Source organism: Psychrobacter sp. AOP7-A1-24, assembly GCF_052376235.1.
GTDB lineage: Bacteria > Pseudomonadota > Gammaproteobacteria > Pseudomonadales > Moraxellaceae > Psychrobacter.
Genome location: NZ_JBQSVM010000002.1, coordinates 96,705 through 110,179, shown reverse-complemented (window position 1 = coordinate 110,179; position 13,475 = coordinate 96,705). Strand labels below are relative to the sequence as shown.

Below are 13,475 nucleotides of genomic sequence, written 5' to 3'. Positions count from 1 at the left end.
GGAGCTCAACATGAAACTCATTCGATCGACCTTTGCCTCATCACCACAGTTTCGTCCTGCTGCTATCACGTTGGCAGTAAGTGCGCTCATGGTATCATCAGTAACAACCCACGCCGGTACCTCTTATGATAGCAGTGGCAATGCAAGCTATAACAAGCTTGGCGATCTGACTATATATCAACCTAGTAGCGAATCAAACAAGCCGACGCTGACTCTGATGCTGGATAAGTCAGGCAGTATGGGTGGGAGTGTAAGCTTTCAGGATGATGAGCAATATGAGAGGAGAACCGTATATGAGGCTTATACAAGAGTTTGTAATAGAAGTAGGGGATGCAACTATTATCAATATGATTACACTTACTACTACTATCCTAACCGTAGCAATATACCATCTGATAAGACGTATGTCGGATACACATATACACGGTATACAGCGCCAGAATTAGTAGGAGCGGATGGTCAAGTATGTATCATGAGTGATAGCTCCAACGATGTATATTCTGACATATATAATCCTATAGTTGAAAGTCCAAATGGTATTCGCTTAGAGTATTGTCTAAAAGGCACGGAAAAAGTATATGACCGTATGTCAAAGCTGAAACTGGCGATGATAGAGTTACTTGAATTTGAGAGTATCAATGAAGATATTATCATGGGTGTAGGTGCTTTCGGTTATGGTGATAACAAGCAGGGTCGGATCATAGTCCCAGCTAAACCTCTAGATGTCACTCAAAAATATAAAATTAGAGAATTCTTAAAAGGGTTGAGTCCCTCGGGCGGTACCCCGTTAGCCACAGCATTTACTGAAGCGGGCGCTTATATGCTTGGTAACAGTACGCTAGGAGGTTATAGCTATAACTCCTACAGTGGAATGATGGATACTTCTGATAATGATATCGTTAGTGGGAATGGTACTAATAAATCATATATTGCGCCAGAGACTCAGCAGTGCGGTGCAGAAGGTGTTTATCTGCTGACTGATGGTTTTCCTAGTAATATGGATAATGAGACGGCGCTAAAGAACATGATGGGTACCGCTTTAAATACCTCGGCACCATCTTGTCCTAGTTCAGGAGGACTGTTGGAGGGTGATAGCGAGGATAGCAGATGGGAGTGTATGGGCGAGTTTGCCAAACAGCTACGTACTAAACGAAATGTAACTACAGCGATGGTCGGTTTTGGCGAAGCTTTTAGTGCAGTTGATGATGAAGATAATTATCAGGTTAAGAGTATCACACTCAATAAGTTTACAGACAGCGATGGTGCACCATACAATTATGAAAAAAAATTCTATGACTGTTCTGCAATATCTACAAGCAACCCCGATGCACGTAATGCTTGTAACTTAGGAATGGAATCTGGCATCTATGATAGCGTCGGTGGCTATGGACAAGGTGGCTTTTATTTTGCTAAAGACACTAAAGACATCGTCGGCAGTGTGCTATCGGTTATTGAGGATCTAAAGGCAGACTTACCAAGTACTCCTGCAGGTACTATCACGGTACCTGCAGATCCGCTTAATAGTTTGGGCGTGAAGCCCTATGCTTATCTGCCAATGCTTGAGCCAAAGGTAGGCAGTGACGCAGCAATATGGTCAGGTAACCTGAAAAAGTACCATGTCAAGCAAGCTACATTATTTGGACAGGATAATAGAAGATTATATATTGATGAAGATGGTGATGGCTTCCCTGATGATTTAAACCCAGACGCTCAAGATATTTGGAGCAAACAAAACGAAACTATTGTGAACGATGCCGGCGTCAGTATCAATGTAAACAATAGAATCGCAGCGGGTGGCTTTTATGCTCAATTAAAAACACCAAAAACCAGTGACAATACTACTCGAAATGTTTACGTCGAAAACACTGTGGGTAGCAAAAAACAACTCCTTAAAGTAGGCGTCACGAACGGTATACTACAAGGGTTTGGGAACCTTGATGAGTCATACACCACTTTAAGTAAATTATACTTACTCAGCTTTCTAGGATATGATGCCAAACCGACTCAGACTGAGGCAGATCGTATAAATGATACAGGCGATGTGCAGACAGCACTTCAGAATATCATTGCCAATCCACTAGGTGATGTAAAAGTGCTAGGCGGTGTTATTCACTCCAGACCGACGCTCATCTCTTATGGAGCCAATATCAACGCAAACGACAAAGACGCTGATGGCGATGGTGAAGTAGATGCCGATGCAGGCATGGTGGCGACCGATGAGAGTAGCCGAGATGACTATGTGATGTTTGGCTCGATGGAAGGCGCCTTGCACATTGCTTCTGCAGATAGTGGGCAAGAAAGCTTGGCATTCATTCCGAAAACTATCCTCAACGAACAAATTGAAGCATTGCAACCTGAAGGGACTGTCGTCAATGCACCTGTGTTTGGTGTTGATGCACCGTGGTCAGTACAAGGTAGCTATAAGTATGACTTTAGCTCTACCACATCTGAATCGTCTGGTAAAATCGTTGCTGACAAAGTTTATGCCTATGGTGGTCTGCGTCAAGGTGGTAAAGGATTGTATGGCCTAGATGTTAGCAACCTAGACAGTCCAAAAATGCTCTTTAGTCTCGCTGCAACTGGTGATTATCAAGCATTAGGTAAAGTGTGGAGTGAGCCAGTATCAGGTAAGATCAGAGTTGGCACAGGCATAAATAGTATCAAAGATGTGATTATATTTGGTGGTGGTTATGATGAGTGCTATGAAGACCCGACATTCCGTCTTGATGCGTCTGACAATGCATTTGTAGGTTGTAACAAAGAAATGGCTGATGGTAATGCTGTCTATATCACTGATGCCAAGACAGGTGATGTGATCTGGTCGATATCAGGTCGATCATCAGGCGCTTCTGGCAAGCATATTCAAGTGCCAGCAATGAAGCACAGTGTGGTAGGTAAGATCACAACTTTAGACCGTGACGATGATGGCATGATTGATCATCTGTATTTTGGTGATTTAGGGGGTCAGTTATTCCGCGTAGATTTGCGTAATGGACAGGCTATTAGCGGTAGTACAGGTATCAACAACTTTACCCGTCGTATCGTAAAAGTATTAGATGGTAATTCAGGTACGCTAGTAGAGAGAGGGCTACAGCGCCGGTTCTATGGTCAGCCATCTGTGAGTTTTTACAAAGATAATAGCGTCCTATTTGCATTAGTAAATATTGCCTCTGGTGACAGAAGTAACCCAATATCGCGTTTGCGTAATGACATACCTAATGAGTCCGATCGACTATTTGGTATTATCGATCGCGACATCGCCAGTCCAGGACTATACGGTGAGGATAGCAATGTCACACTGGCGACTCAAAATCTTACTTCAGATGAGTTGACTGAGCTACCATTTAACCAAAATAACGCGAGTGTAACTAAGTCAGGGGTAAAAGCAGCTATGCGACCAAATGTGGCTACTTCGCAGGGTTGGTTTTATCCGTTAAGTCAGTTTGATGGTAATAGTAAAGTTAAAAACGTTAAGTCTATGGGTGATGGCATGGCTATTGGTGGGCATTATTATATGACTGCATATAGCCCAGAGATGAAATATGATGAAACCAGTGGTTGTGCTGCCCAGATCGTTGGTGGTTCAGAGCGTCAAATATACTGTCTACCTTATGGTATTTGCGAGCAAGAAGACACGACAAAAACGGACAATTCATTAAATGGTACTGCTGGGTTTGTACGCGCAGGTAAAGGGATTCAAGAGTTGGCATTTGGCGCATTCAATCCAGAGAATCCTACGACACGTATCATGCTAGGCACTCAGTCATTCAGTGAGTTAGTCGACTCAGATAACCGCATCGACTTCGGCGGCGCTTGGGCAGCAAACAATACATCAGGACTAGATACCACTTGCCCTGGCGGTAGTTGTGCTGGCTCAAGCACTAATGCTGATAATGAAAATTCTAGTGGTTCAGGCGGTGGTAATATTATTGATATGAACTATCGATTATTTACGACTAGATGGTATGAGCAGCTATCGGAGTCAATTAATGACTAGGTATAGTAACCGTGTGCAACATTTCTTAAGTAGCTTATTAGCAGGCCGTTACCGAAACCCAGCTAATCAAAAGGGGTTTACACTTATTGAGGTAATAATTGTTGTTGTCATTTTAGCCATTTTGGCCGCTATAGCCGTACCTAGCTATCGCCGTTACGTTATCATCAATGCTGAACGTGACACCCAAGCTAAGATGCTACAATTGCAATTAGAGTTAGAGCGCTGGCGTGCTAGTGCATTGACTTACAAGGGTTTTATTCCACAAACCGTAGATGGTGATGGCGATACTGATTATAGCTATGCAGATGAAGATGATACGATTATCAATATTCCTGTAGGTAGTGGCGATGATTATACTTATCGCATTACTCTAGTCGATGGAGCGCCAGCCGATGAGCCTCAGAGTCTAGTGACTGCGCCAGGTGTGGATAATATGACAGGACGTACATGGAAAATGGTAGCAGTACCCAATACTGAACGTTATATCAAAAACGGAAAGAAGATTCTCCTGACTAGCATGGGAGTTAGGTGTATGACTACAGAAAATCTCACTTTCAAATCAAACAATTGTGGTAGCGATGCTCAGGTATGGTAACGGTGATAAATAAGCATAGATATAGACATAAAGCGAGTGGCTTTACACTAATAGAGCTACTCATCGTAGTGGCTATTATCGGCATCATAGCTGCTATTGCTTATCCCAGCTATCAGGGCTATATAGAGAAAGGGCATCGTGCTGATACCATGAGCGAGCTACAAAACATCGCGGCTACTATCGAGAGTCGCAAGCTGGCACAAGGTCGCTATAGTAATGCGTTAATTACTGATTTAGGTGGCAGCTTCCCAAGCCAAGGTACAGCACTTTATACAATCAGCTTTGACCCAAATCCATTGACTTCTGAATGGACTGTTATAGCAACACCCATTGCAGGCACACGGATGGCAAGTGATGGCGATCTAACTTTTGACTATCGTGGGTTAAAATGTAGAGATGATAAATGTGGTATGGATGATGAGTGGAAATAGGCATAGATATTAGACTGATTGACAAAAAGTGTCAGTCTAATTAACTATCTACTATCGAAAATGACATAAATTGGCAATATATAGTAGGGTAAACGTAACAATTGCCGTCAGCTATTATCGAAAAGTTAGTTATTAAATTCAAATGATGATAGTAATCGAATACTTAGCTAATATATTTCTTTCAAATGATGGTTTTGGCATGCTATATGCAGCAGTTATAATTAAGAAAATCATATTTATAACTGTTAGCTAGATAAATCATCTACTGACGAATTATCCTAAAGGACATGTCTATGAACACTCAAAAAGGTTTTACCCTAATCGAACTAATGATCGTTGTTGCTATTATCGGTATTTTGGCTGCAATCGCTATTCCTGCATATCAGGACTATACTCAACGCTCAGCTAACAATGCCTGCTTAGCTGAAGCTAAGTCATATATAGGGATCTCAGTAGCAGATAAAGCAACGGGTGAAGATATTTCACAATATACTCCGTCTGCTTGTTTATCAGTTTCCCCAGAGGGTATTACAAATGAAACTGCTGCTACACGCCTTACTGCATTTACAGGAGCTATCGTGTTTACTCCAACAGCAAGTGGTACAGCAGCAAAAACTCAAAAGACATCATGTAATGCAGAAACTGGCGCTTGTAGCTTACAAGCAGCCGCTGCGCCATAATCTAAATAGAATTAGCAAGCGTAGGTTAAGCTTTTAGCCCAGCTCACATCATATTGTGCAAGATCACTAGCTTACAAAGCGTTACGCTTAATATCAAAAAGCCAAACATACTGTTTGGCTTTTGCGCGTTTGAGGTTAGCTTAATTTGAACTGGCACACTATCTGCATCATAATCTATGAACCCATCGTTGGCGATAATGCTATGAAACCCTACCAGCCAGCGTTCCAAAATCATCATGCATCATACGGTAATGCTGCTCAATCTGGCTATACTCTGATAGAGTTAATAGTAACCGTTGCTATAATCGGTATACTTGCCACTATAGCCATACCTAGTTATCAGTCATATGTGAGTAGTGCTAAGCAAGCAGCGTGTCTCTCAGAAGCTAAAAGTTATAGTAATAATGTATTTTATCTAATCAACGATCAAGATAATACTTCTTTGCCAGCTGCACCTATATTGAGCGCATGCCAATCTATTACTGATGCGACAGGCTGGACAACAGCTACTCAGCAGAAAATAATAGCTATAGCAAAGCCTCCTTCAGATGCACGTATAGAATGTGACCTTCCAAATGGTTCATCTTGCCGTGTATTATCTTGATTATATGTATCTTACAAATTAATAAAAAACCACCTAATGGCGATATACGGTTAGGTGGTTTTTTATTGGCTTAATAAATTAAACCGTTTCGAAGAGTTGTCTACTTCTCTAAATACTGAATCTTACCTTCAACCCCATCCCACTTAGCTGCTTCTGGCATTTGCCCTTTCATCTCAGTGATGTTTGGCCATTTTTGTGCCAGCTCTTCGTTGAGCTGAGTGAACATCTCTTGATCTTTTGGCACTTCGTCCTCTGAGAAGATCGCATTGGCTGGACACTCAGGCTCGCATAGCGCGCAGTCGATACACTCATCAGGATCGATGACGAGGAAGTTTGGGCCTTCATAAAAGCAGTCCACAGGACAGACTTCTACACAGTCGGTGTATTTGCAAAGAATACAGTTATCTGTAACGACAAAGGTCATAGCGAGGTCTACCTGTTATTAGATTGGCTGATATAGTCAATTTTTAAAAGCGCTACTGCGTCAACTTCACTTGAAGTAAGGTGTATACCTACACTCGGTCGCATTACAGCGCTTTTAGGTTCAATCAACTATAAGGGCTATATAGAATAGTGAAAAAATAAATCGTATTTTAGCGCCTTTGCTACTATTTGACAATTCCCTTTAATGACTAATGATTTTCTTTAGATGATATAGCATATCATGCGCTTGTTTGGGCGTCAGGCTATCAGGATCGATAGCACTCAGCTCATCTTGTAAGCTAAACAGCTGATTTTGTTTTGGATTATCTATTGCGTCTTCCACTTGCGCAATATGGTTCATCTCGTGATTTGGAGCGTCGCTATTATAATCCTTTGCGCGTTTATCCGTTACTGACTTAGCTAATTCATTTTTATCATCAGTGGTTTTCTGATGATATGCTTCTAAGTCATCTGTTTTGAGACTATCCATTTGTAGATGATCGGCTAAGTAGCGTTTGGCATCATCTAGCACTTGAGTGGGAATACCTGCCATCTTTGCGACATGCAGTCCAAAGCTAGAGCTTGCCGCACCCTCTTTAATCTGATGCAGTAGTAACAACTGACCATCGACCTCACTAGCGGCAACATGGACATTACGAATATTGTTATGGTGACCCTCATCGCTGTGTACCAATTGCGTCAGTTCAAAATAATGGGTGGCAAATAATGTCAGGCAACCAATCTCTACTAATCGATTGACACAAGCGTGGGCAATGGCTAAGCCATCAGTGGTCGCCGTACCGCGTCCGACCTCGTCCATCAATACGAGCGACTTATTCGTTGCTTGGTTTAAGATATTGGCCGTCTCAATCATCTCTACCATAAAGGTAGACTTGCCACCTGCCAAATCATCCGCTGAACCAATACGGGTAAAGATACGATCGATATCACCAATATGAGCATTGGCTGCTGGCACAAAGCTGCCACAATGAGCGAGCATTACAATCAGCGCGGTCTGGCGCATATAGGTGGACTTTCCGCCCATATTAGGACCAGTAATAAGAAGTAGTCTTTCAGGATGACCTTCATCAGCATTGGTGCTACCTAACGTACAGTCATTAGCGACGAAGTGGTTTGTAACTGATGGAACACTATTTCTATTGTGCGCGTTCGTTTGATTTAATGCCGCTTCGACCACGACATGACGACCTTGACGAATATCAATGTTGGTTTGAACACTGGCAGCTGATGAGCTATGGTTTTCTGTCTTTAATCCCATGATCGGACGCTGCCAGTCACAATTCATCGCGAGCTGCGCCCAATTGCTTAGCAAGTCTATTTGGGCGATAGCTGCACTCAGTTGTTGTAGATCAGCCAAATGCTCATTTAATTGGTTTAGTAGCTCCTGATACAGCTGCTTTTCACGAGCCAACGCTAAGGACTGGGCACTTAGATATTCTGTCTCGACTTCCTTCAGCTCATCAGTGATAAAGCGCTCGCTGCTTTTGAGCGTTTGCCGACGAATAAAGTGGGCTGGGGCATTCTTTGCCTGCATTTTGGGCAATTCAAAATAGAAACCACTGACCTTATTAAAGCCAACTTTTAGACTTGGTAGTTGGTTGTCTTGCCGTGCTCGCTCTACCATCTCGTCCAATGTTATTTGGATATGGTCATGCAGGTGAGTGAGGCGATCAAACTCTTCATCAAAGCCCGCCGCCAGCATTCCACCATCACGGGTATGGGCGGGTGGCTCTATGACAATAGCACGCTCGATTAACTCAGCGACGAATTGAACAGCAGGTAGTTGCGCTGGCAATTGCTGCATCAGCATTGGTAACAGGCCAGCGTCTTCATGGCTGATACCCGATGCTGTCAATAGAGTAGTAAGCTGAGCACTACTAGCGATACCATCAGCGAGTTTGCGTAAGTCACGAGGCTTGGCGCTCATTAGCCCGACTCGACTGCTGATTCGTTCAATATCGCCAATAGTATTCAGCGTTTCTCGTAAACGTGTCACCAGTGAGCCATCTTTCACATTTTGACTTGACTCAATTGAGTCACTCTCTGAGTTTAGCAAACAAGATATCGCATCTAGACGCATATTGATACGTGAATGCTGACGCAGTGGACGCTTCATTTGCTGCACAAGTAAGCGCTTACCCATCGGCGTTTGACAGTGATTCAGCACAGATATCAAAGAAGTGCCGTTGCTACTAACAGGGGTAAATAGCTCAAGGTTCTGCTGGCTATTGGCATCAATAATTAGGTAGTCATCGCTGTACTCGACGATGAGCTGGTTCACTTGTGGTACATGGCGTTGCTGAGTTTGACGCGCATAGTGGATCAATGCAGCACAGCTTGATTGAGCCAATGGAGCTTCATGAATACCTAACCCATCGAGACGCTGGACTTCGAACTGTTGACAAAGCGTGTCACTGGCATGCTCACGATGAAAGTCATTGGCAGCAACTTCTATGATAGGGCAGTCCAGATTTTGTCTTAACCACAGTAGCCACTCTGAATCAGTGCCGCCAATACTATCGCTGAGTGCTTCACTAATGATGCATTCACTAGGTGCAAAACGTGCCAATACGGTGAGCATTTGAGTTTGTAAACTATCGATATCGTTTCTATCTGCTATTAATGTTTGGGTAGTCAGTGTACCTGCAGCCAAATCCATCTGGCTAACGGCTGCTTGTAAGGTCTGGCTATTATCTTGCGTCTTTACAACTGCAATATCGATGGCGACCACAGTTGGCGTATGATTGGGCCCAATCAATGCATCATCAGTAATAGTGCCTGCTGTAAGCGTCTTAACCACTTCACGTCGCATGATGCCACCAGCAGCAGATTTGCTTTTGTCTTTCTTTTGCTTGTCGCCCATCGCAGGAGTATTGGATTTATTGCTAGCATTGCCAGTTGACGATTCGTCAATTTGTTCACATACAACCACCGTCTGACCAGCAGCGATCAATCGTGCCATATAGCTATCAGCTGCATGAAATGGCACACCCGCCATTGCGATTGTATTACCTGCTTTATCCGTACCACGGCGCGTTAATGTGATATCTAATATTTGCGCCGCACGCTTAGCATCGTCAAAGAACAGCTCATAAAAGTCACCCATCCGGTACAGAAGCAATGCTTGTGGATAGTTGGCTTTCATGGTTAGATATTGCACCATCATTGGCGTATGGTCTGCTAGGTTATAGACAGCATCGCCTATGTTTAAGCAGTCAGAGCTCTCTTGTTTTGATAAGGGTTTTTCTGATGAATTAGAAGTCGATGAAAGGTCTTGTACAGGTGGCTTTACGGTCATGCAGAGTCTCTTATAGTGCTTTAATGAGTGGTAATAAATAGTTTTTGATAGGAGCGTTAAAGGAATATTGATCTTATGTATGAGCTTGATATATCGCTTTGGCTTTATCAATAGGCTAGTCACTTGTAGATAAATGGTTCAATAATAAATATTGAGCCAAGATGCAGCGATAGCAAGCGTATAAGAATCAAACTGCGACAAATAAAAAAAGTCGCTAAAAAAGCTAAGAAATTTAAGAAGGTATTCGCTATTTTAACACGTCATACTGGGTTTTTACCGTGGCAAATATCTACTCGTTGCCCTTGTATCCATCAGCGCCATAACCATATATAATGACGGCACACTTAATTGGGCGATACTAAATTAGGTAGTACTTAGTCGAATGAGGACAAGGCCGCGAGCTAAACTTTGGCTAATGCGTACTAATTATCGAATATTCCATAGGTCAAAAAATTATGTTATCAAAGATTATAGGCGGTGTGGTTGGCACCAAAAATGACCGCGAATTAAAACGCATGCGTAAAGTGGTCAGCAAGATCAACGCACGAGAGGCTGAAATTCAAGCCCTGTCTGATGAGCAATTACAACAAAAAACCGAAGAATTTAAAGCTCGTCATCAAAAAGGCGAGAGCTTAGATGCGTTGTTGCCAGAGGCATTTGCTGTCTGCCGCGAAGCATCGTTACGTGTCAACAACATGCGTCACTATGATGTGCAGCTGATCGGTGGTCTCACCCTGCACGAAGGTAAAATCGCTGAGATGAAAACTGGTGAAGGTAAAACCCTGATGGGAACCTTAGCCATGTATCTAAACGCTATCAGTGGCAAAGGGGTTCACCTAGTTACGGTAAATGACTATTTGGCCGCGCGTGATGCTGAGCTAAACCGTCCGCTGTTCGGGTTTTTGGGCATGACCGTTGGTGTGATTTACTCACAGCAGCCGCCGCAAGAAAAGATCGAAGCTTATCAAGCCGACATTACCTATGGTACCAATAACGAATACGGCTTTGATTATCTGCGCGATAACATGGTCTTTAGTCTTGCTGAGAAAAAGCAACGCCCGCTAAACTTCTGTATTATCGATGAAATTGATTCAATCTTGATTGATGAGGCTCGCACACCGCTCATTATTTCAGGGCAAGCCGAAGATTCTTCGCGCATGTACGCGCTGATCAATACGATTATTCCTGTGTTGATCCGTTCAAAAGACGAAGAAGCAAACAAGAACAATGAAGACGAAGATTTCTGGATTGATGAAAAAAATCGCCAAATTGAGATTAGCGAAAAAGGCTATGAAAAAATTGAGCGCTTCTTAATTGAAGTGGGCGAGCTTGGTGAAAATGAAAGCTTATATAGCCCAAGTCGTCTGCCGTTATTGGCGCATGTTCAAGCAGCCATTCGTGCACATCATGTATTTGTCAAAAACGTTCACTATATCGTGGATGAAGGCGAAGTCGTTATTGTTGATGAAAATACAGGCCGTACCATGCCTGGCCGTCGTTGGTCAGAAGGCTTGCATCAAGCAGTAGAAGCCAAAGAAAATGTCGAAATTCAAGCAGAGAACCAAACGCTCGCCACAACGACTTTCCAAAATTACTTCCGTCTGTATGAAAAGTTGTCTGGCATGACAGGTACAGCTGATACTGAAGCTTCCGAGTTCAAATCTACTTACGATCTAGATGTTATTGTTATTCCAACGCATGAGCCAATTGCTCGTATCGATATGGATGACCAGATTTTCTTGACTAAGCTAGGCAAATACAAAGGTATCATCCGCGAGATCAAAGAAATTCAAGCCAAAGGTGCGCCGGTACTGGTTGGTACAGCGACGATTGAAGCCAGTGAAGAATTATCCTACTTGCTCGACCAAGAAGGCGTGAAACACAATGTCCTAAATGCCAAGCAGCATGAGCGTGAAGCAGAGATTATCGCCCAAGCAGGTAGCCCAACATCAGTCACGATTGCGACTAATATGGCAGGTCGTGGTACGGATATTATCCTTGGCGGTAACTGGCAGTCGTTTATCGAAGATATCGACGCGGTCAGTCCAGAAGAAATGCAGCGCTTAAAGGACCAATGGCAAGTCAAGCATGACAAAGTGGTTGAAGCTGGTGGTTTGCATATTATTGGTTCTGAGCGCCATGAATCACGCCGTATTGATAACCAGCTACGTGGCCGTGCCGGTCGTCAAGGCGATCCTGGTATGTCGCGCTTTTTCTTATCGCTCGAAGATGATTTGATGCGTATCTTCGCAGGTGACCGCGTGGTCAATATGATGCGTGCGATGGGTCTCAAAGAAGATGAAGCCATTGAACATAAAATGGTATCCAAATCGATTGAAAACGCGCAAGGTAAAGTTGAGAGTCGCGATTTTGACGCTCGTAAAAACCTACTGAAATACGATGATGTGGCTAATGAGCAGCGTAAAGTCATCTATGGTCAGCGTGATGATCTATTGGCAGAGATGGACTTATTAGAAGCCATTGAGGTGATGCATCACGAAGTATATAACGCGATGATCAATCAGTTTATTCCACCTGGCTCTATTGATGATCAGTGGAATATTGACGGATTAGAAGACGAATTAGAAGACGAGTTCAAAATTTCAATGCCAATCAACGATTGGTTGGATGAAGATCGTCGTCTAGATGAAGAAGGCCTACGTGAGAAAATCGTTCAAACGGCGATAGATCGTTATCACAGTCGCCGTGAGCAAATGGGTGAAAAGGATGCCGCTCAGCTTGAGCGTCATTTCATGCTACAGAGTCTAGATAAGCATTGGAAAGAGCACTTAACGCAGATGGACCAGCTACGTAAAGGTATTCATTTGCGTGGTTATGCACAGAAAAACCCTGAGCAAGAATATAAGCGTGAGTCGTTTGAATTATTCCAAATGATGCTTGGTGCGATTAAGTCTGAGACCGTACAAGACTTGTCACGTGTGCATATTCCAACTAAGGAAGAGCTAGAAGCATTAGAAGCTCAGCAACGTGAGAACGCTGCCCATATGCAAATGCAGTTTGAGCATGACGATGTAGATAACTTAGACAGTGGAGCAAGTAACTCAGCTGCACAGCCGCAACCTCAAAATCGTTCTGTAGCTAGCGCAGCAGCAGCGGCTTCAGTAGCAGGTAGCGTAGCCGGTGAGCCAAACCCATACGCAGGTATGAATATTAGCCGTAATGCGCCTTGTCCTTGTGGTTCTGGTCTTAAATACAAGCAATGTCATGGTAAAATCTAGTCATTAATTATGGCAAATTGAGTGCTATGTACTAAAAAAAGCTCTTGTTTGAAGAAGCTCTTACTTAATATAGGTAGGGGCTTTTTTATATCTGCTAGTTGATTTATCCAATATTAAAACTTGCTAGACTAAGACCCACAAACACTTTGTATTGATTACTTACAAATTCAACATAGGCGTGAATTTA

General features: G+C 43.1%; 8 protein-coding genes. 6 read left to right on the top strand and 2 right to left on the bottom strand.

The features are described from left to right. Positions 1-10 precede the first annotated feature (10 nt). From ACT3QQ_RS01485 to ACT3QQ_RS01465, 5 genes are all read left to right on the top strand, one after another. Positions 11-3,997: a PilC/PilY family type IV pilus protein gene (locus ACT3QQ_RS01485; RefSeq protein ID WP_444526626.1), complete on the top strand. Its 3,987-nt coding sequence runs from the start codon at positions 11-13 to the stop codon at positions 3,995-3,997. After that, on the top strand, positions 3,990-4,592 hold the full coding sequence (locus tag ACT3QQ_RS01480) for a prepilin-type N-terminal cleavage/methylation domain-containing protein (protein WP_444526625.1): 603 nt from the start codon (positions 3,990-3,992) through the stop codon (positions 4,590-4,592). Before ACT3QQ_RS01485 ends, ACT3QQ_RS01480 begins: the two co-directional genes overlap by 8 nt. Then, complete coding sequence (locus tag ACT3QQ_RS01475; protein WP_444526624.1) at positions 4,586-5,023, top strand: type IV pilin protein; 438 nt, start codon at positions 4,586-4,588, stop codon at positions 5,021-5,023. Before ACT3QQ_RS01480 ends, ACT3QQ_RS01475 begins: the two co-directional genes overlap by 7 nt. Before the next feature lie 293 nt (positions 5,024-5,316). After that, a complete protein-coding gene (locus ACT3QQ_RS01470) occupies positions 5,317-5,703 on the top strand; it encodes a prepilin-type N-terminal cleavage/methylation domain-containing protein (protein ID WP_444526623.1) in 387 nt (128 codons plus the stop codon). 202 nt (positions 5,704-5,905) lie between these two features. Beyond that, positions 5,906-6,307 (top strand): pilin, encoded by a 402-nt coding sequence (locus ACT3QQ_RS01465; RefSeq protein WP_444526622.1) that lies wholly within the window; start codon positions 5,906-5,908, stop codon positions 6,305-6,307. Between the two features lie 100 nt (positions 6,308-6,407). Here ACT3QQ_RS01465 and fdxA read toward each other — a convergent pair whose 3' ends face one another. Together fdxA and mutS are read right to left on the bottom strand one after the other, a co-directional pair. Next, entirely contained in the window at positions 6,408-6,731 is a 324-nt protein-coding gene (gene fdxA / locus ACT3QQ_RS01460) for a ferredoxin FdxA (RefSeq protein ID WP_198326325.1), read from the bottom strand. Between the two features lie 201 nt (positions 6,732-6,932). After that, positions 6,933-10,049, bottom strand: coding sequence for a DNA mismatch repair protein MutS (gene mutS / locus ACT3QQ_RS01455; protein ID WP_444526621.1), 3,117 nt, complete (start codon positions 10,047-10,049; stop codon positions 6,933-6,935). A gap of 455 nt (positions 10,050-10,504) precedes the next feature. Between mutS and secA the strand changes: the two genes are divergently transcribed. Further along, entirely contained in the window at positions 10,505-13,288 is a 2,784-nt protein-coding gene (secA, locus tag ACT3QQ_RS01450; protein ID WP_444526620.1) for a preprotein translocase subunit SecA, read from the top strand. Positions 13,289-13,475: the final 187 nt, after the last annotated feature.

What these genes read in the sequence shown, in the direction of transcription:
- ACT3QQ_RS01485 (WP_444526626.1), top strand. Translation starts at nt 11, where the DNA reads ATGAAACTCATTCGATCGACCTTTGCCTCATCACCACAGTTTCGTCCT.
- ACT3QQ_RS01480 (WP_444526625.1), top strand. Translation starts at nt 3,990, where the DNA reads ATGACTAGGTATAGTAACCGTGTGCAACATTTCTTAAGTAGCTTATTA.
- ACT3QQ_RS01475 (WP_444526624.1), top strand. Translation starts at nt 4,586, where the DNA reads ATGGTAACGGTGATAAATAAGCATAGATATAGACATAAAGCGAGTGGC.
- ACT3QQ_RS01470 (WP_444526623.1), top strand. Translation starts at nt 5,317, where the DNA reads ATGAACACTCAAAAAGGTTTTACCCTAATCGAACTAATGATCGTTGTT.
- ACT3QQ_RS01465 (WP_444526622.1), top strand. Translation starts at nt 5,906, where the DNA reads ATGAAACCCTACCAGCCAGCGTTCCAAAATCATCATGCATCATACGGT.
- fdxA (WP_198326325.1), bottom strand. Translation starts at nt 6,731, where the DNA reads ATGACCTTTGTCGTTACAGATAACTGTATTCTTTGCAAATACACCGAC.
- mutS (WP_444526621.1), bottom strand. Translation starts at nt 10,049, where the DNA reads ATGACCGTAAAGCCACCTGTACAAGACCTTTCATCGACTTCTAATTCA.
- secA (WP_444526620.1), top strand. Translation starts at nt 10,505, where the DNA reads ATGTTATCAAAGATTATAGGCGGTGTGGTTGGCACCAAAAATGACCGC.